Source organism: Mesorhizobium sp. B2-4-7 (assembly GCF_006442685.1).
Taxonomy (GTDB): Bacteria; Pseudomonadota; Alphaproteobacteria; order Rhizobiales; family Rhizobiaceae; genus Mesorhizobium.
On sequence record NZ_VFVH01000001.1, the window covers coordinates 616,685 to 638,763 of the forward strand.

The 22,079-nt window shown below is 63.4% G+C and carries 20 protein-coding genes and 1 tRNA gene; 9 read left to right on the plus strand and 12 right to left on the minus strand.

The genetic code is table 11. From position 1 onward, the window contains the following. Positions 1 to 152: 152 nt before the first annotated feature. From FJ946_RS03120 to FJ946_RS03130, 3 genes are all read right to left on the minus strand, one after another. Positions 153 to 860, minus strand: a complete 708-nt coding sequence (locus tag FJ946_RS03120; RefSeq protein ID WP_140564246.1) for an SOS response-associated peptidase — start codon at positions 858 to 860, stop codon at positions 153 to 155. Positions 861 to 936: 76 nt separating this feature from the next. After that, on the minus strand, positions 937 to 1,962 hold the full coding sequence (locus tag FJ946_RS03125) for an NAD-dependent epimerase (protein WP_140564247.1): 1,026 nt from the start codon (positions 1,960 to 1,962) through the stop codon (positions 937 to 939). Between the two features lie 56 nt (positions 1,963 to 2,018). Further along, complete coding sequence (locus FJ946_RS03130) at positions 2,019 to 2,609, minus strand: biotin transporter BioY (RefSeq protein ID WP_140494902.1); 591 nt, start codon at positions 2,607 to 2,609, stop codon at positions 2,019 to 2,021. Positions 2,610 to 2,726: 117 nt separating this feature from the next. On the opposite strand from FJ946_RS03130, the gene FJ946_RS03135 reads away from it, so the two are divergent. Then, positions 2,727 to 3,635, plus strand: a complete 909-nt coding sequence (locus FJ946_RS03135) for an MBL fold metallo-hydrolase (RefSeq protein ID WP_140564248.1) — start codon at positions 2,727 to 2,729, stop codon at positions 3,633 to 3,635. Between the two features lie 10 nt (positions 3,636 to 3,645). On the opposite strand, the gene FJ946_RS03140 is transcribed toward FJ946_RS03135, so the two are convergent. Both FJ946_RS03140 and FJ946_RS03145 read right to left on the minus strand, forming a co-directional pair. Beyond that, complete coding sequence (locus FJ946_RS03140; RefSeq protein WP_140564249.1) at positions 3,646 to 4,431, minus strand: DUF1499 domain-containing protein; 786 nt, start codon at positions 4,429 to 4,431, stop codon at positions 3,646 to 3,648. A 175-nt stretch (positions 4,432 to 4,606) separates the two neighbouring features. Then, entirely contained in the window at positions 4,607 to 6,235 is a 1,629-nt protein-coding gene (locus tag FJ946_RS03145) for a fatty-acid--CoA ligase (RefSeq protein WP_140564250.1), read from the minus strand. Positions 6,236 to 6,540: 305 nt separating this feature from the next. Here FJ946_RS03145 and FJ946_RS03150 point away from each other — a divergent pair, with 305 nt between their 5' ends. Together FJ946_RS03150 and FJ946_RS03155 are read left to right on the plus strand one after the other, a co-directional pair. After that, positions 6,541 to 6,897 (plus strand): hypothetical protein, encoded by a 357-nt coding sequence (locus tag FJ946_RS03150; RefSeq protein ID WP_140551013.1) that lies wholly within the window; start codon positions 6,541 to 6,543, stop codon positions 6,895 to 6,897. Positions 6,898 to 7,036: 139 nt separating this feature from the next. Then, positions 7,037 to 7,426: a DUF427 domain-containing protein gene (locus tag FJ946_RS03155; protein WP_140520795.1), complete on the plus strand. Its 390-nt coding sequence runs from the start codon at positions 7,037 to 7,039 to the stop codon at positions 7,424 to 7,426. A gap of 38 nt (positions 7,427 to 7,464) precedes the next feature. Here FJ946_RS03155 and FJ946_RS03160 read toward each other — a convergent pair whose 3' ends face one another. Continuing rightward, on the minus strand, positions 7,465 to 8,205 hold the full coding sequence (locus tag FJ946_RS03160) for a polysaccharide deacetylase family protein (RefSeq protein WP_140564251.1): 741 nt from the start codon (positions 8,203 to 8,205) through the stop codon (positions 7,465 to 7,467). 145 nt (positions 8,206 to 8,350) lie between these two features. Further along, entirely contained in the window at positions 8,351 to 11,029 is a 2,679-nt protein-coding gene (gene ppdK, locus FJ946_RS03165; protein WP_140564252.1) for a pyruvate, phosphate dikinase, read from the minus strand. 214 nt (positions 11,030 to 11,243) lie between these two features. Between ppdK and FJ946_RS03170 the strand changes: the two genes are divergently transcribed. From FJ946_RS03170 to FJ946_RS03180, 3 genes are all read left to right on the plus strand, one after another. Beyond that, positions 11,244 to 11,588, plus strand: a complete 345-nt coding sequence (locus FJ946_RS03170) for a VOC family protein (RefSeq protein WP_140494922.1) — start codon at positions 11,244 to 11,246, stop codon at positions 11,586 to 11,588. Between the two features lie 133 nt (positions 11,589 to 11,721). Beyond that, a tRNA-Gln gene (locus FJ946_RS03175) sits at positions 11,722 to 11,796 on the plus strand. Positions 11,797 to 11,862: 66 nt separating this feature from the next. Further along, a complete protein-coding gene (locus tag FJ946_RS03180) occupies positions 11,863 to 12,231 on the plus strand; it encodes a VanZ family protein (RefSeq protein ID WP_140555925.1) in 369 nt (122 codons plus the stop codon). A gap of 78 nt (positions 12,232 to 12,309) precedes the next feature. On the opposite strand, the gene smc is transcribed toward FJ946_RS03180, so the two are convergent. From smc to FJ946_RS03195, 3 genes are all read right to left on the minus strand, one after another. Continuing rightward, positions 12,310 to 15,768: a chromosome segregation protein SMC gene (smc, locus tag FJ946_RS03185; protein ID WP_140555927.1), complete on the minus strand. Its 3,459-nt coding sequence runs from the start codon at positions 15,766 to 15,768 to the stop codon at positions 12,310 to 12,312. A 114-nt stretch (positions 15,769 to 15,882) separates the two neighbouring features. Next, positions 15,883 to 16,626, minus strand: coding sequence for a DsbA family protein (locus FJ946_RS03190; protein ID WP_140494928.1), 744 nt, complete (start codon positions 16,624 to 16,626; stop codon positions 15,883 to 15,885). A 142-nt stretch (positions 16,627 to 16,768) separates the two neighbouring features. Beyond that, on the minus strand, positions 16,769 to 17,269 hold the full coding sequence (locus FJ946_RS03195; protein ID WP_140555929.1) for a DUF721 domain-containing protein: 501 nt from the start codon (positions 17,267 to 17,269) through the stop codon (positions 16,769 to 16,771). Here FJ946_RS03195 and mutY point away from each other — a divergent pair. Together mutY and FJ946_RS03205 are read left to right on the plus strand one after the other, a co-directional pair. Further along, positions 17,268 to 18,542 (plus strand): A/G-specific adenine glycosylase, encoded by a 1,275-nt coding sequence (gene mutY, locus FJ946_RS03200; protein ID WP_224680328.1) that lies wholly within the window; start codon positions 17,268 to 17,270, stop codon positions 18,540 to 18,542. The genes FJ946_RS03195 and mutY overlap by 2 nt on opposite strands. After that, positions 18,535 to 19,146: an HAD family phosphatase gene (locus tag FJ946_RS03205; RefSeq protein WP_140558189.1), complete on the plus strand. Its 612-nt coding sequence runs from the start codon at positions 18,535 to 18,537 to the stop codon at positions 19,144 to 19,146. Before mutY ends, FJ946_RS03205 begins: the two co-directional genes overlap by 8 nt. Positions 19,147 to 19,212: 66 nt before the next feature. Here the strand turns inward: FJ946_RS03205 and FJ946_RS03210 are convergent, their stop codons facing one another. Next, positions 19,213 to 20,346 carry a site-specific DNA-methyltransferase gene (locus FJ946_RS03210; RefSeq protein ID WP_140564254.1) on the minus strand — a complete coding sequence of 378 codons (1,134 nt, stop codon included), beginning with the start codon at positions 20,344 to 20,346 and terminating at the stop codon, positions 19,213 to 19,215. Between the two features lie 165 nt (positions 20,347 to 20,511). Here FJ946_RS03210 and FJ946_RS03215 point away from each other — a divergent pair, with 165 nt between their 5' ends. Continuing rightward, entirely contained in the window at positions 20,512 to 21,201 is a 690-nt protein-coding gene (locus FJ946_RS03215; protein ID WP_140558193.1) for an HAD family phosphatase, read from the plus strand. A gap of 35 nt (positions 21,202 to 21,236) precedes the next feature. Here FJ946_RS03215 and FJ946_RS03220 read toward each other — a convergent pair whose 3' ends face one another. Then, on the minus strand, positions 21,237 to 21,962 hold the full coding sequence (locus FJ946_RS03220) for a hypothetical protein (protein ID WP_140494939.1): 726 nt from the start codon (positions 21,960 to 21,962) through the stop codon (positions 21,237 to 21,239). Positions 21,963 to 22,079: the final 117 nt, after the last annotated feature.

Here is a 22,079-nt window from a genome sequence, read left to right on the forward strand (position 1 = left end):
CCGGCATATGCGTTGCGAGCGGTGCAAACGTCGCGATCTTGACGTCGATATCTTGCTGCCTAGCGCGTCGGAGGGCATGAAGATACGTGTTAGGCGGCTAATTGAGGTCCGCATGGTACGGCGCGTGATCTGGAAAGATAACTAAGTCCGACCTAGAATAACGAGCCCTGAGCTGGCGGTGCCTGCTGAGGGAACTTGACCTGCGTAGCTGGCTTTTCCACAATCACCAATGCATCGTCCGGCGCGGTGCGCTGTAGCCGTTTGGCTTGCGACCAAGGCGCGGTAAGCCAAGTCTCTGTTTCCTCTTGTGTGGTCAAAATGACCGGCATGGCCTTTGCGTGTATTGGTTTGATGATGGCGTTGGGCGCAGTCGTCATGAAACCGTAAAGCTCAAAATCGGCGGGCCCATCCTTGACCTTGCGCACCCCATGCCAACGCGTCCAGAGCCCGGCAAAGAAGAACAGAGGGCGGTCCTCATTGAGCGCGAACCAATAGTTTCGCTGGATTCCCGTCTCGGGGTCCTTGTCGCCGGATGTCGGGCTAGGCTCCGCAAAGCTCGTCACGGGGACCACACAACGGTTCTCGACGCCAACGTACTGCTGCCAATGGCCGTACTGTGGATTGCGTATATTGGTGGTGCCGTAGTCGGCCTTGCCCTTCATTCGCTCAACGGGTGTCGGCATGCCCCATAAAAGATTAGCAAGCTCGCGCTCGCCGTCCGCCGCATTGCGGACGACAGGGCCCGGCCGGTTGGGATAGATGTCAATAGACGGCTCAAGGTTGCCCAAGATGTCTCGTAAAGTCCGAGTCCATTGGCGAATGGCCTCTTGCGACGTGGTGATGTTGTAGAGATTACACATCTCCACAATTTGCCGCGAGAGCGCTCCGCCGCCTAGTCAAAAATTGCACCCAGGGGGCGCGCAAAGGCGTGATGCCCTATCCCCGCCCAAAATACGCCAGGTACCATTCAACGAACCGGCCGACGCCCTCCGTCACGGACGTGCCGGGGCGATAGCCGACCGCCGCTTGCAGCGCCGTAGTATCGGCAAAAGTGTTAGGCACGTCGCCGGCCTGCAGCGGCAAGAGTTCCACGATGGCCTTGCGGCCAAGCGCGTTTTCAAGCGCCTCGACATAGGCGGTCAGCTTCACCGGGTTGTTGTTGCCGATGTTGAAAATGCGCCAAGGCGCGCTGCTCGTCGCAGGATCCGGATTATCGGAATCCCAGGCGGGGTTAGCCGCGGCGGGGCTGTCGCTGGCGCGGATCACGCCTTCGGCGATATCTTCGACATAGGTGAAGTCGCGTGTGTGATTGCCGTTGTTGAACAGCTTGATCGGCTCGCCGGCCAGGATGTTCCTGGTGAACAGGAACAGCGCCATGTCGGGACGACCCCAAGGGCCGTACACGGTGAAGAAACGCAAGCCGGTCGTCGGCAGCCCGAACAGGTGGCTGTAGCTGTGCGCCATCAACTCGTTGGCGCGCTTGGTTGCGGCGTAGAACTGCAGCGGATGGTCGGCCGGGCGATGCTCGGAAAACGGCATGTCGGTATTGGCGCCGTAGACGCTCGACGTGCTGGCATAGGTCAGGTGGCCGACACGGCTGTTGCGGCAGGCCTCCAGCATGTTGGCGTAGGCGATAATGTTGCTCTCGACATAGGCGTGCGGGTTTTCAAGGCTGTAGCGGACGCCGGCCTGGGCGGCGAGATGGATCACCCTGTCGAAGGCGTGATCGGCAAAGCAGCCGTCCACCACGTTTCGCTCTGCGAGATTACCGTGGATGAAATGGTAGCCCGCATTGGTGTTGCGGCTGGCTTCGGCCAAAAGCCGCAGCCGCGCCTGCTTGATCTGCGGATCATAGTAGTCGTTGATGCTGTCTATACCGACGACCTCGTCGCCGCGTTCGAGCAGCCGCCTGGCGACGTGGTAACCTATGAAGCCGGCAGCGCCGGTGACCAGGACCTTCATCAGAACCGCCCGTCCCCAGAATAGACCTCTGACCTCCGCTCAGGCCGAGTTGCCTCTCAGTTGCGCTTCAGCAGCGACCAGACGGCGGGCACCAGGCTTGCGGCCAGAGCAACCTTGATCAGATCACCGACGATGAACGGCACGACGCCGAACTGCCAGGATTTTTCCGGACCGATGAGCATCGCCAGCCAGGCAAAGCCCATGGCCATCATGACGAACTCGGCAACCAGCATCGCGTTGAAAAGCTTGATCGGATGGCGATCCCAGCCGCGATCGGCGGCCCAGCCGGCGATCGCCGCCATGACCACGAAGCCGGCGAGATAGCCGCCGGTCGAGCCGAGCATGTAGGCAATGCCGATTCCCTTTTCCGGCGTGCTCTGGAAGACCGGGAAGCCCATCGCGCCCTCGGCCATATAGAGCAGCAGGGTGGCGACGCCGAGCCGCAGGCCGAAAGCGGCCCCGATCAGCAGGACGGCGAGCGTCTGCATCGAAATATCGACTGGCCCCAGAACCACCTTGGTCTTGGCCGACAGGGTCAGGAGCAATGTCCCGGCTATCGCCAGGAAAAACTGCGTTGCCAGCCGCGCCGCGCCATCTTGCGGCAGAGCCAGAGAAACAAGCGGGCGCATCGTCGTTGCAGTTGCCATGGTCTTCCCCATCCGAGTGCCGCCATCCGATGATCGCGGTCTTGCGTTTTCCTATATTGGCTTGCGTGCTATGCGGCAATCGGTTTTGCCATTCCCGCAACAGGCATCGACACCGTCATGGCCCTCGAATTCGATACCAGCTTCGATCCCTGCTACGGCGGGGGCGTCAGCGTCGCGCCCGACGTGCAGCGCGTCACGGCCCGAAATCCAAGTCCCTTCACCTTTCACGGCACCAACAGCTACATCGTCGGACGCGATACGCTGGCAGTGATCGATCCGGGGCCGGATGACGAAGCTCACCTTCGCACCTTGCTCGACGTCATCGCCGGCAGGCCGGTCAGCCACATCTTCGTCAGCCACACGCATCGCGACCATTCCCCGCTGGCGGCACGGCTGAAGCAGGAGACCGGAGCCCAGGTGATGGCGGAAGGGCCGCACCGGCCGGCAAGGCCATTGCATATTGGCGAGATCAACGCGCTCGATGCCAGCGCCGATACCGCTTTCGTTCCCGATCTCGCGCTGCCGGACGGCGCGCTGGTCGCCGGCGACGGCTGGGCAATCCGCACGGTCCTGACCCCCGGCCATACCGCCAACCACGCGGCATTCGCGCTGGAGGGCACCGGCATCCTGTTTTCGGCCGACCACGTCATGGCGTGGGCGACCTCCATCGTCGCGCCGCCGGACGGGGCGATGGCGGACTACATGGCCTCGCTGGACCGGCTGATCGAACGCGGCGACCGCCTGCTGCTGCCCGGCCACGGCGGGCCGGTGACGGCACCGCGAGGCTTCATGCGCGGATTGAAGACCCATCGCAAAATGCGCGAACGGGCCATATTGGAGCGGATCCGCGCGGGCGACCGCACGATCGCAGACATGGTCAAGGCGATCTACAGGGATACCGACCCGCGGCTGCATGGCGCCGCCGGGTTGTCGGTGCTTGCCCATCTGGAGGATCTGGTGGCGCGCGGCCTGGTCGCGACAGACGCCGCGCCGGCCATAGACGGCATTTTTAGGCCAGCCCCTTAGGCCCGAGCATCTATTCGGCCGGAGCCGCGCCGACCTGGCCGGCGACTTCCTGGTCCAACTCCGCCAGAAAGTCGGTGATGCGCGCAGCGTTGTCGCCGAGGTCGTAGCGGCCGTAGCGGGAAGCCGACCGCATGTCGACGAGAACCGTATCCCCGTCGTCCGTGATGCGAATTGCCACATCTGCGGGGAGGCCCAACACGAAGCTCCTGGCGACAGCGGTAATCGTCACGTCGCTTTGCCCGGCGAGTTCGGGATAGGGTCCGGTAAGATCCCAATTGCGGCGGTCGAGCACGGTTTCAACGGCAGTGACGACGGTCTCGAACGGCAGGTCGTAGCTGCGCGCGGTGACAAGCGGATAGCTGTCGGTCTGCAACCGCTGCTCGCCGGGCGTCGGCGGCGAGAGCACGTTCATGTCCTTCGTGCGACCGGTGACGTCGAGTGCCGGCGGTTCGTCGAAATCGGTCGAAATATCCCTGAGCGGCGGAAAGATTGTCGCCCAATAGGCGGCGATGCCATAGGGGGTCAGCACCAGCACTGCCAGCAAGACGCCGACCGTGATGTCGCGGCCGCCATAGTCGCCAAAATTCCACACCCTCGAGAAGGCAAATCCGGCGAACAGCAGCGCCAGCGCCCCCAACAGCGCGACGATAGCCAACACCCACAGGAACACCGGCGTTTCAACGAGGTTGAAATAATGGCCGACGAACACGGTCAGCAAAAGCACCGCCGAAAAAGCAGCGGTGCGCCGCGACCATCCGGCAGCCTTCGACGTTTGCCGTTCGGAAATGCTGACCATGTTTCTCTGCGTCATCCCAAGCCGAAGAAGACTTAGCGCATGGCCACCAAAATCGGAATCGATTTTCGAGGAGGATCGTGCGCCAGTTGGAAATGCTATCGTGCCCTGCCGGAAAGGTGCACGGCGCTGCACTGTCCTTTTACGACCGCATCAGGCCGAGACACGCAATATCGCGTCAATCCGTCGGCAAGCGGTAGTCCCTGAATTGCTGGCGCAAGGTGATCTTCTGGATCTTGCCGGTGGCGGTGTGCGGAATTTCGCCGACGAAAGCGACGTCGTCGGGCATCCACCATTTGGCCACCTTACCGTCGAGAAAACCAAGGATATCGGTTTTGGTCGGTTCCTTGCCCGGCTTGCGGACAACCACCAGCAAAGGCCGCTCGCCCCATTTCGAATGAGGGACGCCAATGGCGGCTGCCTCGGCGACATCGGGATGGCCGACGGCCAGATTCTCCAGGTCGATGGTCGAAATCCATTCGCCGCCGGACTTGATGACGTCCTTGGCGCGATCGGTGATCTGCATATAGCCGCCAGCGTCGATGTGGGCGACATCCCCGGTATCGAACCAGCCGTCCTCGTCGAACTGCTCCGAGCCGGCGCCGCCGTAGTAGGCGCTGGCCACCGCGGGGCCGCGCACCTTCAGCCGCCCGAATGTCTTGCCGTCCCAAGGCAGCGCGTTGCCGTCGTCGTCCGTCACCTTCATCTCGACGCCGAAGGGCGGGTAACCCTGCTTGCCCTGGACATCGAGCCGGGCGTCACCCTTAAGTCCTGCATAGTCCGGCTTCAGCGTGCACAGTGTGCCGAGCGGCGACATTTCGGTCATGCCCCAGGCGTGGACGACCTGGACATCGTAATTGTCCTGGAATTTCTTGGTGATGATGCGTGGGCATGACGAGCCGCCGATGACAACCTTGTTGAGGTAGGGCAGCTTCCTGCCGGTCTCCTCCAGATATTGCAGCAGCATCATCCACACGGTCGGCACGGCGGCACTGAAGGTTACTTTCTCGGTGTCGAGCAATTCATAGATGGAGGCGCCGTCCATCTTGCAGCCCGGCATGACAAGCTTGGCGCCGATCATCGGTGCGCTCTGGCCAAGGCCCCAGGCATTGGCGTGGAACATCGGAACCACCGGCAGGATCGTGTCGCGCGAAGACAGGCCCATCGCGTCGGGCATGGCGGCGATCATGGCGTGCAGGACATTCGAGCGGTGACTGTAGACGACGCCCTTTGGATCGCCAGTGGTTCCAGACGTATAGCACATGCCGGCGGCGGTGCCTTCGTCGAAGCTCTTCCAGGCGAAATCGCCATCGGCCTCGTCGAGCCATTCCTCGTAGGCGACGACGTTGGGCAGCATGGTCTGCGGCAGATGCGCCCTGTCGGCCAGCACGATCACCTGTTTCAGGGACTTGACCGCGCCGGCGATCTTCTCGAGCAAAGGGAGGAAAGTCAGGTCGACAAAGACCGCCTTGTCTTCGGCATGGTTCATGATCCAGACGATCTGCTCGGGAAACAGCCGCGGGTTGAGCGTGTGATAGATCGCGCCGATGCCCATGATGCCATACCAGGCCTCGATGTGGCGCGCCGTGTTCCAGGCCAGCGTCGCAATGCGGTCGCCCAGCCGATAGCCGTCACGCTCCAGGCGCTGGGAGACCTTCAGGGCGCGACGATGGATGCTGGCGTAGGTTGTGCGCACGATCGGACCTTCGATCGAGCGCGATACGATCTCTCGCGCGCCATGCTGCCGCTCTGCGTTGTCGATAAGCTTATGGCAAAGAAGCGGCCATTCCTGCATCAGCCCCAGCATTCGTTCCTCCCTTACGCTCCTCGCTTTTGTTGCCATTGTGAAGCGAACCGGTGGATTGTCCAGCCACCGCCGGTGGCGAACGAAATCCGAATGCCGGTCGCGCAGGCAAGCGATCGAGTCGTGTCTTTTCTTGGAGGTCCGAATGCCTGGCGCTCATGTCATAGGACCGGCGGCCTTGAAATCCATTATATCAGAGAAGTCTAAATTACTCGACCGAGAGGAGAATCCGCCACAATCCGGCCATCGTCGGCATTAAGTTTCGTTAATGGGCAAAGGGGTGCGATTGGCGACTGAAAGAGGTTCGCATGGACACGCAGCTCGACGATAAGGCACTGGAAAGTACGCTTGCCGAAAGCCTGGGCGATCTGGTGCCGGACACAAAGACTGTTTCCGAAGATGAATTTGTTGAAGTTGTCGGCGGTGCGCTCGAAGCGGTCGGCGGCACGCTGCTGTTCAAGATGTGCGTTCAGAGCGAAGGGGAAGGCGAGCACGTCGCCGCGGCGTCCGTGGGCGATGGCGGCAATCGTCAATTCCTGCTGCTCACTCTGCCGACCGGCGGCGGCCACTTGAAAGTCGAGACCGCATCCAGGAGCAGCAATCCCGTGGCCGGTATCGCGGCCGCCTATGCCGGGTTGATGGACGCGTTCAGAACCGCCGCCTGAGCCTCGCCGGACAAGGTCTTCGCTAAAAATGCCGTCGGTAGCGCCTACGGCTGGAGACCGATTGCGGATTGCCGGCGACAGTCGCCCTTGCGCAAACCACCTCGTCGACACACTTAAAGTTGAGACGAGGAGAAACAGCATGGACAAGATCGCCAACCCGGCACCCGGCTTCCAGCGCAATCCCGATAAGGTCATCACCGTCGAACCGTATAAGGGCACCGTCACCGTGCGTGCAGGCGACACTGTTATCGCCTCCTCGACGAACGCCAAGGTGCTGACGGAAGCGCCCTATCCGGCCGCCTTTTACATCCCGTTCGCAGACATCGATTTCAACAAGCTGAGCGGCACGCAATCCTCCACCCATTGTCCCTACAAGGGCGACGCAAGCTACTGGAGCGTGCTGCCTGCCGGCGAGGCAGGCAAGGATGCGATGTGGGCCTATGAGCAGCCTTTCGACGAAATGGCTGAAATCCGCAACCACGGCGCGTTCTACGCAAGCAAGGTCAGCATCGAAGCCAAGCCAGGCTGAACGGACGAACGAGGAGGCCGGACCTGCCGTCCTGCCGGTCAGTCGGTGGTGCCGTTATTGCCGAAGCCTTCGGCATCGTCGAGCCGCACGAAGGTCAGACCCTTCTGCTTGAGCGCCAGCAGGCCCTGCACGACGCCCTCCCCGGCGGCATGGGTCGGCTGGTTGATATGGGCGATGATGACGTCGCCATCCTTGGCCGCTTCTATGCGCCTTGTGGTTTCCCTGGCGCCGAGCAGCGAACCGCCGTCGCCATTGATCGAGAAGCCGGCGATCTTGAAGCCCAGCTTGCGGATCATGGCGATCGCCGACGGACTATACTCCGCGGTCGCGCCACGAAACCATTTCGGCGCCGGCTCGCCAGTCCCGGCCAAGGCGACGGCGCCCGACTCGACCTCGGCCAGAACCGCTTCCGGACTGCCGGCGCTGCGTATGCCATAGATCTTCTGCGGCGTGTCGACGGCCGGGATGTGATGGCCGCCGTGGTTTTCCAGTTCGAACAGGTCGGGATGCGCCCGCATGATCTCGACGGCGGCGGCGTTCCGCTTCAGCCAGATGCCGGTGACGAAGATGGTCGCAGGTATCCTGTTTTCCACCAGCGCCGAGAGGATGCGGTTGTCGGTCCGTCCGCCGCAGGCATCGAGGGTCAAGGCAACGCGCCCGGCTCCGCCTGTATCGCGCTTGATGTGCAGGATCGGTTCGATCAGGGATGCGGCATGGCCGCTGGACACCACGGCCAAAGACATGACGACAATGCAGAGATTTTTTTGCAGCAGGCGCATCAAATCCAATTCCAATCGGGCGTTTAACGCAGGCATCCCAAGACCCGCATGAAGGCGAAAATCGGGAGCTGGATAGCAGAAAAGCACCAGACGCGACAATCTCACCGTCTTGCGGCAGTTCCTCGTTCCGATCGGCGGCAGGCGCTCAGCCGCGGCCCGCCTTTGCCACCTGAACGGCCGCCTGCGCGGCCGCCAACCTGGCGATCGGCACGCGATAGGGCGAACAGGACACATAGTCCAGTCCGACCTCCTCGCAGAAGCGGATCGAGGCCGGATCGCCGCCATGCTCACCACAAATGCCGAGCTTGATCCCTGGCCGTGTCGCCCTGCCCTTCTCGGCGGCCATGCGCACCAGTTCGCCGACGCCATGGATGTCCAGCGATACGAACGGATCCTGTTCGATGATGCCTTTCTGGCGATAGGTCTCCAGGAACGAGGCCGCGTCGTCGCGCGAGATGCCGAATGTCGTCTGGGTCAGGTCGTTGGTGCCGAAAGAGAAGAACTCGGCCGATTCAGCGATGACATGGGCGCGGATCGCCGCGCGGGGGAGCTCGATCATGGTTCCAGTCAGGTAGTCGATCTTGACGCCGCTCTCGTCCATGACGCTCTTGGCCACCGCATCGATGCGCGCCTTGACGTAGTCGAGTTCCTTCACAAGCCCGACCAGCGGCACCATGATCTCGGGTACCACCAGCGCGCCGGCCTTGCGGCCAGCCTCGACGGCGGCTTCGAAAATGGCGCGCGCCTGCATCTCGGCGATCTCGGGATAGGACACAGCAAGCCGGCAGCCGCGATGGCCGAGCATCGGGTTGAATTCGTGCAGCGCCTCGGTGCGCTGCCTGAGCTTGTCCGGCGCAACATTCATCGCCGCCGCGACTTCGGCTATCTCGGCCTCGGTCTTGGGCAGGAATTCGTGCAACGGCGGATCGAGCAGGCGGATGGTCACCGGCAGACCGGCCATGATCTCGAACAGCTCCAGGAAATCCGCTCGCTGCATCGGCAGCAGCTTGGCAAGCGCGGCGCGCCGGTCCTTTTCGGTGTCGGCCAGGATCATCTCGCGCATGGCGATAATGCGGGCGCCATCGAAGAACATGTGTTCGGTGCGGCACAAGCCGATGCCTTCGGCACCGAAGGAGCGCGCCATGCGCGCATCGAGCGGGGTTTCGGCGTTGGTGCGCACTTTCATGCGCCGCACCGCATCCGCCCATTCCATGATGGCGGCGAAATCGCCGGAAAGCTCGGGCTGGAGCATCGCTACGGCGCCCTTGAGCACCTGCCCGTTGCCGCCGTCGATGGTGATGATGTCGCCCTTGCGGAAGGTCTGCCCCATCGACATCAGCGTAGCTGCCTTATAGTCGACGCGCAGCGAACCGGCGCCCGAAACGCACGGCTTGCCCATGCCGCGCGCCACGACGGCAGCATGGCTGGTCATGCCGCCGCGCGTGGTCAGGATGCCTTCCGCCGCATGCATGCCGTGGATGTCCTCGGGGCTGGTCTCCACACGCACCAGAATAGCCTTGCGCCCTTGCGCCTTGAGATCCTCGGCGTCCGCGGAGGAAAAGACGATCTCGCCGGTAGCGGCGCCTGGAGACGCCGGCAGGCCGACACCGATGACGTCGCGTGCGGCCTTCGGATCGATGGTGGGGTGCAGGAGCTGGTCGAGCGAGGCGGGATCGATGCGGGCGACCGCTTCCTCTTTCGAGATCAAGCCGTCCCTGGCCATCTCGACGGCGATCCTGAGCGCCGCCTTGGCGGTGCGCTTGCCGGACCTCGTCTGCAACATCCACAATTTGCCGCGCTCGATGGTGAATTCGAGGTCCTGCATGTCGCGGTAGTGCTTTTCCAGCCTGTCCGAGATGGTGACGAAGGACTGGAAGGCGTCCGGCATCAGTTTCTGCAATGACGGCTTGTCGGAGCCGGCGGCGATGCGGGCCGCCTCGGTGATGTTCTGCGGCGTGCGGATGCCGGCGACGACGTCCTCACCCTGCGCATTCACCAGGAACTCGCCATAGAGCTGCTTTTCGCCGGTCGACGGATTGCGAGTGAAGGCGACCCCGGTGGCCGAAGTTTCACCCATGTTGCCGAACACCATGGCCTGGACATTGACCGCCGTGCCCCAGCTTTCGGGAATATCGTGCAGGCGCCTGTAAGTGATGGCGCGGTTGTTCATCCAACTCGAGAACACGGCACCGATCGCCCCCCAGAGCTGTTCGTGCGGATCCTGCGGGAACGGCCTGCCGAGCTCCTCTTCGACCTTGGCCTTGTAGAGCGCGATGACGCCTTGCCACTCGATAGCTGTCAGTTCCGTGTCGAGTTCATGGCCGAGGCTGGCCTTCTGATCCTCGAGGATCTCCTCGAACACCTCGTGGTCGAGCCCCATGACGACATCGGAATACATCTGGATGAAGCGCCGGTAGCTGTCATAGGCAAAGCGCGCATCGCCGGAATCGGCGGCCAGCGCCTCGACGGTTTCGTCGTTGAGGCCGAGATTGAGCACGGTGTCCATCATGCCAGGCATCGAGGCGCGGGCGCCGGAGCGCACCGACACAAGCAGCAGTTTCGACGGATCGCCGAAACGGCGGCCGGTGAGCCGGCCGATATGGTCCAGCGCCACGGCGACGTCCGCTTCAAGCCCTGCCGGATAGGCGCGGCCGTTGGCATAGTAGGCGTTGCAGACCTCCGACGTGATGGTGAAGCCCGGCGGCACCGGCAGGCCAAGGCTACACATCTCGGCCAGATTGGCACCCTTGCCGCCCAACAGATTCTTGTCGCCAGCCCGGCCTTCGGCCGCACCATCGCCAAAGGTGAAAACCCACTTGGTCATGCTTTGCTCTCCGGTTGCAGGAGATTGGAAAGATTGACGAAACAGAAAGCCCCGCCATATCCCGACTTTGGACGGATATGATGCTGCAATGCGAAAGGCAAGGCGTCGGCAAAGCCGTTTGGCCGCTACAATCGATTAAGCAAAAGCTGCGGCAAAAGGACTTGCCAGTGCAACGGTCCAAGACTAGAACATACAGGGAACGAAGAGGTGCATCATGAAGCTCACCGGAAAACTCGACTATCTGGAACTGCCGGCAACCGGCGCGACGCTGGACAGTGTGAAAGCCTTCTACAGCGCCGCCTTCGCCTGGTCGTTCACCGACTATGGACCGACTTATTCGGCCTTTAGCGAGGGACTGGACGGCGGTTTCCAGGCCGACAGCGGCGACGCCACCGCCAAGCCGTTGCCGGTGCTCTACTCCCAGGATCTGGAAGAGACGCTGGCAGCCGTCGAGAATGCCGGCGGCACGATCATCAAACCGATCTTTTCGTTTCCGGGCGGCAGGCGGTTCCACTTTGCCGACCCGGCTGGAAACGAGATGGCGGTGTGGGGAGAATAGGCGGCGCGACCGGCGCATGAGGCGACCGTCGCCAATAGAGTGGTGGATCAGCAGGAAAGTCGCAATCTCCAGGCATTGAGCTTTCCACCGGCACAGCCTATAAGGCCGCGCGCAGTCGACGCATGTCAGCTGCTGGGGCGTCGCCAAGTGGTAAGGCATCGGTTTTTGGTACCGACATTCCCAGGTTCGAATCCTGGCGCCCCAGCCAAGCGCGCAAGGTCCGTTCCGGACACATAGGTTACGGTTTATACCGGAGACATGTTGTTGGAGCAGAATGAGAATCTATTCCGTCGCCGAGCGGATTGCCTTTGTCGTCACGCTCCTGGCCGTCCTCGTTCTCGCGCTGCTGCCGGCACATCGCCTCAAGCAATTCGGAATCGATATCGGCTTCCATTATGACAAGCTCAATCACGCCAGCGCATTCGCCGTGCTGGCTTTCCTGGGCAGCCTCGGCTGGCCGCGGCACAAGCCGGCGCTGATCGTCTTCCTCGCCTTTGTCGGCGCTGCCATAGAAGTTCTCCAGGGCACCACGGCGATAGGCCGCGATTTCGACGTGCTCGACTGGGTTGCCGATTGCATTGGCATTGCATGCGGTCTGCTGGCCGCGATCTGGGCGACCTGGATCGTGCAACGCGCAAGGTGAGAAGAAGCCGAACCGACTGCCTTACCGCGAAAGACAACGCTCAAAATCAGGCTTCAGCACGGCACGTTGAAGGTGAAGTCAGCTTGCCTCGCGCATGGCTTCGGCTGCCTGCAGATCGACCGAAACGAGCTGGCTGACGCCCTGCTCGGCCATGGTCACCCCGAACAGCCGGTCCATGCGCGCCATGGTGATGGGATTATGGGTGATGATGACGAAGCGCGTCTCGGTGGTCTTGGCCATCTCGTCCATCAGATTGCAGAAGCGTTCGACATTGTGATCGTCGAGCGGCGCATCGACTTCGTCGAGCACGCAGATCGGCGCCGGGTTGGTGAGGAACACGGCGAAGATCAGCGACATCGCCGTCAGCGCCTGCTCGCCACCGGACAGCAGCGTCATGGTCTGCGGCTTCTTGCCGGGCGGACGGGCAAGGATTTCAAGTCCTGCCTCGAGCGGATCCTCGGATTCGATCAGCTGCAATTCCGCCGTGCCGCCGCCGAAGAGATGCGAGAATAGCCGCTGGAAATGACCGTTGACCACGTCGAAAGCGGCGAGAAGCCGCTCGCGGCCTTCGCGGTTGAGGCTCTGGATCGCTTGCCTGAGCTTGCGGATCGCCTCGATGATGTCCTCGCGCTCCGAGACGATGGTCTCCAGCCGGTCCGAAAGCTCCTTCTGCTCCTCCTCGGCGCGCAAATTGACGGCGCCGAGCCGCTCGCGCTCGATCTTCAGCCTGTCGAGCTGGCGCTCGATCTCGGCCATTTCGGGCATCGGATCGTCGGCCTCCAGCCCGGTATGGCGGATGACCAGATGTGGCGGCGTGTTCAGCGTCTCCTGGATGCGCGCCTCGACCTCCAGCCGGCGCTCGTCGGCCGCGGTCAAGCGCTCCTCGGCGCGGACACGGGTCTCGCGCGCCTCGGCCAGCGACTGGATGGCGCTGGTGGCCGCCTTGTCCAGTTCGGCCTGCCTGTTCTCCGCTTCCTGCAGACGGTCGGCCGCCGCCTTGCGCAAGGTCTCGGCCTCGGTGAGCTGTGACAGCAAGGCGCGCCGCTTGGCATCGATCTCGTCGGGTGCGTCGGCCAATCTCTCGCGTTCGGCCTCGGCCTCTGCCTTGCGTTCGCCCAGCGAGGCGATCTGCGTCGAAGCGTTCTCGGCGCGCTCCAGCCAGTTGCTGCGCTCGGCGCCGATCGCATCGAGCCGGCGCGACCGCGCCTCGGCCTCCCGCCGCAACCCTTCATGGACGGCACGCGCATCGGCGAGCGTGGCGCGGTCGCGGGCGACATTGGCCGAGGATTGCTCGAGCTGTATCTGCAGGTCGCCGAGATCGGGCGCGTCCTGCAGCAGCATTTCCGCCTCAGCAAAGGCGGCCGAAGTTTCTTCATGACTGTCGACAATACGGGCGCGGGCCTCGTCCAGGGCGGCGCGCCGGCTCGCCAACTCGCCGCCGGCCTTTTCGGCTTCGGCCAGCGCGTTGCGGGCGGCGTCCAGCCCGTGCTGGGCGTCGCGTCCGGCCTGACGCGCGGCGCGCTCGGCCTCGCTGGCCTCGCGAAGCGACTGTTCGGCCTGTGCGAGCACCGCCTCGGCCTCGCGCAGCACAAGCGTCGCCTGCACCGCTTCGGCATCGAGCTCGGCCAGCCGGTTCTTTTGCGCCAGGCGTTGCGCGGCCGCGGTCGGCGCGTCGGCGCTGGCGGTCAGCCCGTCCCACCGCCACAGCGCGCCCTCAGGGCTGACCAGCCTCTGGCCGGGCGCGAGCAGCCCTTGCAGGCGGCGGCCGTCGGCGGCTTCGACAATGCCGATCTGCGCCAGCCGGCGGGCAAGCTGCGCCGGGGCACGTACCACGCTGGCCAGGCTCTTGATGCCTTCGGGAAGCGCGGCGTCATCGGCCTGGATCGCGCTCTCGCCCCAATGCACCGGGGCGCTGCGGTCGAGCGGCACGTCAAGGTCCTCGCCGAGGGCGGCGCCCAAGGCCGTCTCATAGCCGCGCTCGACGCTGATCTGTTCCAGCACGGACGGGAAGAGATCGCCGCTGGCTGCGTTCAGGATCTTGGCCAGCGTGCGGGCTTCGGTTTCGATGCGCGCCAGTTCGGCCCTGGCGTCCTGTAATGGCGGGCGGGCGGCATTTTCGGCGGCGCGCGCCTCGGCGACCGCCTGTTCGGCGGCAATCGCGCCGGCCTCGCTCTCTTCGAGCCGCGCCAGCGCGTCCTCGACCAGAAGTCGCTTCTCGGCCGGGTCGGGCAGGCCCGCGACTTTGGAGAGTATTTCCGACAATTCGCGGTCGACATCGGCGAGTTGGCGGGCGAAACGGTCCCGACGCTCGGCGGTCTCGCGCAGCGTCCGCTCGACCTGATTGCGCGAAGCGGCGGCCTCGGCCCGCTCGGCGGTAAGTGCTGCAAGCCTGGCTTCGCTCTGCGAGAGCGTCGCGGCTGCCTGTTCGAAGGCGGCGCGGGTGGTTGCTTCACGCTCGGCCGCGCCGGCATTTTCGGAGTTGAGCGCTGCTTCCTCGGCGCGCAGGCGTTCGAGGATATCCGCATTGTCGCGCACCATGCGCTCCTCGCGGGCGATGTCACCGTCGAGCTGCTGGAGCCGGCGCTCGAGTTCCGCCTGACGGGCGCGGATGCGGCCGGCTTCTTCCTCGATCTGCGATCTGGCGATCGACAGGCGCTGGAAGGCCGCGGCCGCCGCAGCTTCGGCGTCACGCAAATCGGGCAGCCGATGCGCGCCGATACCTTGCTCCCTGGCGGCCGCCATCTGGGCGGCGGCGCGGTCGCCAACCAGGGCGGTGGCGACGGCCAGCGCCGAACGTGCCTCGCCTTCCTGGGCCTTGGCCAGCGTCCAGCGCAGATGGAGCAGCGTCGCCTCGGCCTTGCGGATGTCGGCCGACAGGTTCTTGAAGCGGGAGGCCTGGCGTGCCTGGCGCTTCAGGCTTTCGATCTGGCTTTCCAGCTCGCCAACGACGTCATCCAGGCGCTCGAGGTTCTGCTCGGCGGCCTTGAGCCTGAGTTCGGCCTCGTGGCGGCGCGTATGCAGGCCGGAAATGCCGGCCGCTTCTTCCAGCAGGGCGCGGCGCGCCTGGGGCTTGGCCTGGATCAGCTCGCCGATGCGACCCTGGCCAACCATCGAGGGCGAACGCGCGCCGGTCGACTGGTCGGCGAACAGAAGCTGCACGTCCTTGGCGCGCGCTTCCTTGCCGTTGATACGGTAGAGCGAGCCCGCCTCACGCTCGATGCGGCGCGAGACCTGCAATTCGTCGGCGTCGTTGAAGGCTGCCGGCGCCGAGCGATCGCTGTTGTCGAGGAACAACGTGACCTCGGCGGTATTGCGTGCCGGGCGCGTGCCCGAGCCGGAAAAGATCACGTCGTCCATGCCGGACGCGCGCATGTTCTTGTAGGAGCTTTCGCCCATCACCCAGCGCAGCGCCTCGACAAGGTTAGACTTGCCGCAGCCATTCGGCCCGACAATGCCCGTCAGGCCGCGTTCGATCACGAACTCGCCTGGTTCGACGAAGGATTTGAAACCGAGGAGGCGAAGGCGCGAAAACTTCATTCACGCCGCCCTGAAAGCGACTTTTGCGAAAACGCGCCGCGGGTTTGCGGCGGCGCGCAGCACGGCCAAAGGCCACGCATGCCGAAGCGCTGCCGCTTCGGCATCGCCAAGACGTCAGAGCTGAGGGTCGATGATGGCCGACATTTCCTCAATCGACATCGCCCCTTTGTAGGTCTTTCCGTTGATGAAGAAGGTCGGCGTCGAGTCGACCTTGAATTCGTCGGCGCCGCGTTTCTGGACCGCCCTCACATCGTCCAGAAGTTTCTGGTCCGTCAAGCAGGCTTCGAAGGACTCCTGTGTAAAACCGGCGAGCTTGGAGATTTGCAGCAGCGCATCCTTGGTGTTGGACACGCCCACCCAGTTCGCCTGCTGCTTGAACAGGACATCCACCATCGGGAAGTAGTTGTCCTTGGCGCAGCGCGCCAGCATGAAACCGGCCTCGGCGCTCGGATCGAACGGGAATTCGCGCAGAATATAGCGCGCCTTGCCGGTATCGATGTATTTCTTCTTCAATTCCGGAAAGGTGGTTTCGGCAAAATGCGCGCAATGCGGGCAGGTCATCGAGGCGTATTCGACGATCGTGACCTTGGCGTCGTCCTTGCCGAGTTGCTTGTCGGGCAATGCGCCGGGCTTAAGCAGTTCGGCCATGTCGACGGTGCCTTGAGCCTCCGGCGCCTTGACGGCGGCCGGCGTGGCCGATGTCGCGGGTGCGGCGGGAGCGGCAGGCTTCACATCGGCCGCCTTGGCTTCCTCACCAGAGTCGCTGCATGCCGCAAGCACGGCCACCACCGGAATGGCGGCCAGCGAAGACAGCAGGTTTCTGCGGGACAAGCTTTTGCCGAACGGAGGACGGTTCATACGAATCACCTGACAGGGGTTGGATTTTGCAACGCAAAGGCACGAAAAGGCGAGAGTTGGCGCGAATTAAGGCATCGCCGTCCCCAATCCAATCGTGAAACTTGAAGCTTATAATCACGAAATCGCGAGATTGGCGACGGTGCTATGACTTTCTTTGTCCCAGAATAGTGGCGCCGAGCCGCTCCAGAGAGGCACGCAGGCCATCGTCTTCTATCTTGCCGACGATGTGCGACAGTCTTGATTTTTCCGCCTCATTGAGAGGCCTGACGGGTGGTTTCGGCCGCGCCTTTTCACTTAGAACCGGCTTCTGCACTATCCTGATGCGGCCGATGGCCGTGAAGCCGAGAAATGCATTGACGCGATTGATGATCTCGCCGGCCTCATGCTGCAGATGGAGCGCCGCCATGCCCTCGCAGGCGATCACCAGCACGGCCGGCTCGAACGGGTCGTCTTCGTGCAGCCGCCGAGGCCACTGGATCTTTTCAGGGCGCGAATGGCCGGCCAGGCGCGAACCGGCAATCTCTTCCCACGACTGGACCAGGCTGACCGAAATGCCCGCCCGCTTGCGCAGCACCGGGTCGAGGATCGCGGTGGCGAGATCGCTCACCGGAACGGGATTGCCGAAGGGCCTTTTCCCTGCCATGTGCGTTCTCCAGCCACCACCTCCACTCTTCCCGGCCGAGGCCGATACGAGATCAATGGCACCGCACGAGCAGACCCGCAAGGCCATATCAGAGGACAGCAGCAGCAAAGCTGCGTCTAGTGACAGCAGCAAAGCTGCGTCTAGTGACAGCAGCAGAGCTGCGTCCGGGGACAGCAGCAAAGCTGGCGATACCGCATCCCGCCTGCTCGCATGGTACGACGTGCATCATCGCGAGTTGCCGTGGCGCGTGACCCCGCGCGACAATGCCCGTGGCGTGCGGCCCGATCCTTACCGGATCTGGCTGTCGGAGGTCATGCTGCAGCAGACCACGGTTGAAGCCGTGAAGGCCTATTTTCGCGCCTTTGTCGAGAAATGGCCTGATGTCGCGGCGCTGGCGGCGGCGCCCGTCGAGGACGTGATGAAAGCCTGGGCAGGGCTCGGCTACTATTCCCGTGCCCGCAACCTCAAGGCCTGCGCCGATCTGGTGGCCGGGCGCGACGGCCGGTTTCCGGATACGGAAGCCGGCTTGAAGGAATTGCCGGGCATCGGCGCCTATACTTCGGCGGCGATCGCGGCGATCGCTTTCGACCGGCCGGCTGCCGTCGTCGATGGCAATGTCGAACGTGTCGTGACCCGCCTGTTCTCCATTGCCACGCCGCTCAGCGAAGCCAAGGCCGACATTCGCGCCCGTGTCGAGCGCATGGTTCCCACGACGAGGCCCGGCGATTTCGCCCAGGCGATGATGGACCTCGGCGCCACGATCTGTACCCCGCGCCGACCGCGCTGCATGCTTTGCCCGCTGCGCGAGGGCTGCAGCGCGGTCGTTTCAGGCGATCCTGAACAATATCCCGTGCGCCTGCCCAAGGCCGACAAACCGCTGCGGCGCGGCGCAGCCTTCGTCGCCGTGCGAAGCGACGGTGCCATTCTTCTGCGCAAACGCGCCGACAAAGGGCTGCTCGGCGGCATGACCGAGGTGCCGACGACCGGCTGGACGGCGCGGCTGGACGGCGCGACCACAGCGGCGGCCGCACCCTTTCCCGGCGACTGGCGACAAGCCGGCCGGATCGCGCATGTCTTCACCCATTTTGCGCTCGAGCTCGAAATCTTCCTCGCCCGAAGCACCGGCGAGACGCCCGCCGGGCATTTCTGGTCGCTGCCATCGGACATTTCGGGTGAAGCGCTGCCCACTGTCATGAAAAAGGCAATCGAGGCTGCGATACCCGGCGCGACGAAAAAGCCGTCACCGAACAGTGCAGAGAGGCCCCATGACTGAAATCCGCCACATCGTGTTCGACATCGGCAAAGTGCTGATCCACTACGACCCGAACATCCCGTTCAGCCGGCTTATTCCCGATGCCGAGGAGAGAAAGTGGTTCTTCGACAATGTCTGCACGCATGACTGGAACATCGAGCAGGACCGCGGCCGGACATGGGAAGAGGCGGAAACGCTGCTGATCGCGGACCACCCGGATCACGCGGATAACATCCGCAATTTTCGCCGCCACTGGCACGACATGGTGCCGCATGCCTATGACGACAGCGTCGCCATCATGGTCGGCCTGATCGACAGCGGCCACGATGTCACCATGCTGACCAACTTCGCCGCCGATACGCTGGCCGAAGCGCGCAAACGCTTCGATTTTCTCAATCGTCCGCGCGGTGTCACCATTTCGGGTGAGATCGGCAAGATCAAGCCGGATCGCGACATCTACGACCATCACGTCGCCGCGTTCGAGCTCGAACCGTCCGCGACGCTGTTCATCGACGACAGCCAGAAGAATGTCGACGGCGCCAAAGCGGCCGGCTGGCAAGCAGTGCTGTTCACCGATGCCAAGACACTTCAAGCAGACCTTGAGCGGCTCGGAATCAAGGCGTGATTTGAATCGCTTCCAGTACTTCGTTGAGACTTTGAACCAACGCCAAAGCCGCGGCAATCGGCAGGGTCAGCCCCCTGCCCTTTCCATGCCGAGACGCGCGATGCGACGCAGTTCGTCGATCGGGGTCAGGCCGCCGCTGCGTTCATAGTGCCAGAAGGTCCAGCCGTTGCAGGCATCCAGGCCCTGAACTTCGGCGCCGATTTTGTGGATCGATCCGGCACTGTCGCCGATCGCCACCGTGCCATCGGCGCGAACCTTGGCCGCCCAGCGCTTCTTGGCGTCGTAGAGCGTAGCACCGGGCGTCACCAGCCCGGTGTCGATCAGGCTGACGAAGGCGACGCGAGGCTCGGCGCGCTTGCCAGGGAGCACGGTCAGGTCCGCGCCGTCGAGCGGCCGCACCGCGTCGATGCGTTCATTGGCGGCGTCGATATAGGCCTGCTCGCGCTCCATGCCGACAAAATGCCTGCCAAGGCGCTTGGCCACCGCGCCTGTCGTGCCGGAGCCGAAGAAGGGATCGAGCACGACGTCGCCCGGCTTGGTCGAGGCCATCATGATGCGGGCGAGCAGCGCCTCCGGCTTCTGCGTCGGGTGCAGTTTATCGCCATTGTCGTTCTTCAGCCGCTCGCCACCGGTGCAGATCGGGAACAGCCAGTCGGAACGCATCTGTATGTCGTCGTTCGACGCCTTCAACGCTTCGTAGTTGAAGGTATAGCCCTTGCCCTTCTGGTCGCGGGAGGCCCAGATCATCGTCTCATGCGCGTTCTGGAAGCGGCGACCGCGAAAATTCGGCATCGGATTGGTCTTGCGCCAGACGACGTCGTTGAGGATCCAGAAGCCGAGATCCTGCATCTTGGCGCCGACCCGGAAGATGTTGTGATAGGAGCCGATGACCCAGATGGTGCCGTTGGGCTTCAACACCCGGCGCGCGGCCAGCAGCCAGGCGCGCGTGAAGGCATCGTAGGCCTCGAAGCTCTCGAACCGGTCCCAGTCGTCGTCCACCGCATCGACCTTGGATTGGTCGGGCCGGTGCAGGTCGCCGTCGAGCTGCAGATTGTAGGGTGGATCGGCGAAGATGACGTCGACGCATTTTTCGGGCAGCCGGTCGAGCGCCGCGACGCAGTCGCCCTTCAGGATCGTGTCCAGCCATTCGGATTGCTGGGGAGCATGGGAAAGCTCGTCGACAAGACGCACGGCTGACATTTTTACACCCAAGGCACGCGTTACTGTTTACTCCCGGTTATGGTTACCGATCAGCGTAAATATTCGGTGAAGGGCAGCGATCGGACGCCGCCGGTTTGCGCCGACGTGCCCGTTGGTGTATGCCGCGCCGCCTGAAGCCTGCCCGTTCTCATTGCCCGGATCACCATGCCCCAGCCAGACCTTGTCATCTTCGATTGCGACGGCGTGCTCGTCGATTCCGAAATCATCGCCGCGCGCGTCGAGGCCGAGCTCCTGACCTTGTCCGGATACGAAATCTCGGCCGAGGAGATTGCCGAGACTTATGCGGGGCTGACGTTCAAGGACATTCTGATGCGGGTTGAGGAGAAGTCCAACATCCCGTTCCAGGTTTCGCTGATCGATCGCGCCGAAGAGCTGGTCGACCGGAAACTGCGCAGCGACGTTCGTGCCATCGAGGGCGTGCGCGAAGCGGTCGCCTCGGTGACGGCGCAACGTTGCATCTGCTCCAACTCACGCTCGGAGCGGATAGAATTCATGCTGGAGAAGGTGCATCTGCTGCCATTCTTTGCCGGGCGCATCTTCTCCGCGATGGAGACGCCGACCGGAAAAACCAAACCGGCTCCGGACGTGTTCCTGTTCGCCGCCGAAAAGCTCGGCGCCCATCCGGCAAACACTTTCGTCATCGAGGATTCCGTGCACGGCGTGACCGGCGCAAGGTCGGCAGGAATGCGTGTCATCGGGTTCACGGGCGCCGCCCATAGCTATCCCGGCCATGCCGATGCGCTGACGGAGGCGGGCGCCGAGACGGTGATCCGCCGCTGGGCGGATCTGAGCGGCACGCTGGCCGCCCTATCAGAATGGTCGGCGGACGTGTGAGCGTCCGCTAGGCCCCGACGAGCACCCCTGCGGATTTAGTTGGTCGCGGCGGCTTTCTTCCTGTTTTTCTTCGATTTGTCGGTCGCGGCCTTCGGCGCGTTTTCATCATAGCCGGCATAGGCCTGATAGTCCTGCGCCGTCGGCGCCGGCACGACGATGTTGGAATCGGTGAAGACGAACTGCGTGGCGACCGAGGGGTCGGTAACCTGGACCTGATATTGGTGGATCTGCGAATAAAGCACCTCGGTGCCATGCATCACCGCGGTGCGGATCGGCATGGTGATGGTGCCGGGCGTGAATTTCGGCCCTGGCACGATTTTGCCCGCGACGGCGATCTTCATCGTCAGCTGTCCGTCGGCGCGGCTGCAATCGCGGGTCACGTCGCTGATCGAGGCCTGATAAATGACCCTCGCCGAATCGTCCGGCGGAGTAGCAGCGGCAGCATCGGCCGCAGCCTGGGCCGCGGCATCCTGCGCGGCGTCGCCGGTCTTCTTGAGCTTGGGCCTGGGCTTCCGGGCTTCGTTGGCGTAGGTGTTGAAGAATGCCGTGCCGTCGCGAAGCATCACCCTCGGGCAATAGGCATTCAACTGGCTGGCCAGAATCTTGGGGTCCTGCGGCGGCGGTGGCGCGGTCGGGTCCTTCTTGCCAAAACCCAGGTTCAGCATACCGTTGTCGCCTGATTGGCAGCCGGCGGCGGCAAGCATAAAGCCGGTGAGCGCAAGACCCGCGAAAAAGCGACCGCTGAATGTATGAAACGCCATGAAACTGCACTTCCCTCTCGCAAAGCTGGTGACGTATATCAACCGCGCGGCAAAAATGCGACTGAGCCAGCGTAGAAATTAACCACCTTGCGTGGGTCGAAAACCCAAGGCAGTAAC

Bases quoted from the DNA above. Each gene is read 5' to 3' on its own strand.
- FJ946_RS03120 (WP_140564246.1), bottom strand. From the start codon at position 860: ATGTGTAATCTCTACAACATCACCACGTCGCAAGAGGCCATTCGCCAA.
- FJ946_RS03125 (WP_140564247.1), bottom strand. From the start codon at position 1,962: ATGAAGGTCCTGGTCACCGGCGCTGCCGGCTTCATAGGTTACCACGTC.
- FJ946_RS03130 (WP_140494902.1), bottom strand. From the start codon at position 2,609: ATGGCAACTGCAACGACGATGCGCCCGCTTGTTTCTCTGGCTCTGCCG.
- FJ946_RS03135 (WP_140564248.1), top strand. From the start codon at position 2,727: ATGGCCCTCGAATTCGATACCAGCTTCGATCCCTGCTACGGCGGGGGC.
- FJ946_RS03140 (WP_140564249.1), bottom strand. From the start codon at position 4,431: ATGGTCAGCATTTCCGAACGGCAAACGTCGAAGGCTGCCGGATGGTCG.
- FJ946_RS03145 (WP_140564250.1), bottom strand. From the start codon at position 6,235: ATGCTGGGGCTGATGCAGGAATGGCCGCTTCTTTGCCATAAGCTTATC.
- FJ946_RS03150 (WP_140551013.1), top strand. From the start codon at position 6,541: ATGGACACGCAGCTCGACGATAAGGCACTGGAAAGTACGCTTGCCGAA.
- FJ946_RS03155 (WP_140520795.1), top strand. From the start codon at position 7,037: ATGGACAAGATCGCCAACCCGGCACCCGGCTTCCAGCGCAATCCCGAT.
- FJ946_RS03160 (WP_140564251.1), bottom strand. From the start codon at position 8,205: ATGCGCCTGCTGCAAAAAAATCTCTGCATTGTCGTCATGTCTTTGGCC.
- ppdK (WP_140564252.1), bottom strand. From the start codon at position 11,029: ATGACCAAGTGGGTTTTCACCTTTGGCGATGGTGCGGCCGAAGGCCGG.
- FJ946_RS03170 (WP_140494922.1), top strand. From the start codon at position 11,244: ATGAAGCTCACCGGAAAACTCGACTATCTGGAACTGCCGGCAACCGGC.
- FJ946_RS03180 (WP_140555925.1), top strand. From the start codon at position 11,863: ATGAGAATCTATTCCGTCGCCGAGCGGATTGCCTTTGTCGTCACGCTC.
- smc (WP_140555927.1), bottom strand. From the start codon at position 15,768: ATGAAGTTTTCGCGCCTTCGCCTCCTCGGTTTCAAATCCTTCGTCGAA.
- FJ946_RS03190 (WP_140494928.1), bottom strand. From the start codon at position 16,626: ATGAACCGTCCTCCGTTCGGCAAAAGCTTGTCCCGCAGAAACCTGCTG.
- mutY (WP_224680328.1), top strand. From the start codon at position 17,268: ATGTGCGTTCTCCAGCCACCACCTCCACTCTTCCCGGCCGAGGCCGAT.
- FJ946_RS03195 (WP_140555929.1), bottom strand. From the start codon at position 17,269: ATGGCAGGGAAAAGGCCCTTCGGCAATCCCGTTCCGGTGAGCGATCTC.
- FJ946_RS03205 (WP_140558189.1), top strand. From the start codon at position 18,535: ATGACTGAAATCCGCCACATCGTGTTCGACATCGGCAAAGTGCTGATC.
- FJ946_RS03210 (WP_140564254.1), bottom strand. From the start codon at position 20,346: ATGTCAGCCGTGCGTCTTGTCGACGAGCTTTCCCATGCTCCCCAGCAA.
- FJ946_RS03215 (WP_140558193.1), top strand. From the start codon at position 20,512: ATGCCCCAGCCAGACCTTGTCATCTTCGATTGCGACGGCGTGCTCGTC.
- FJ946_RS03220 (WP_140494939.1), bottom strand. From the start codon at position 21,962: ATGGCGTTTCATACATTCAGCGGTCGCTTTTTCGCGGGTCTTGCGCTC.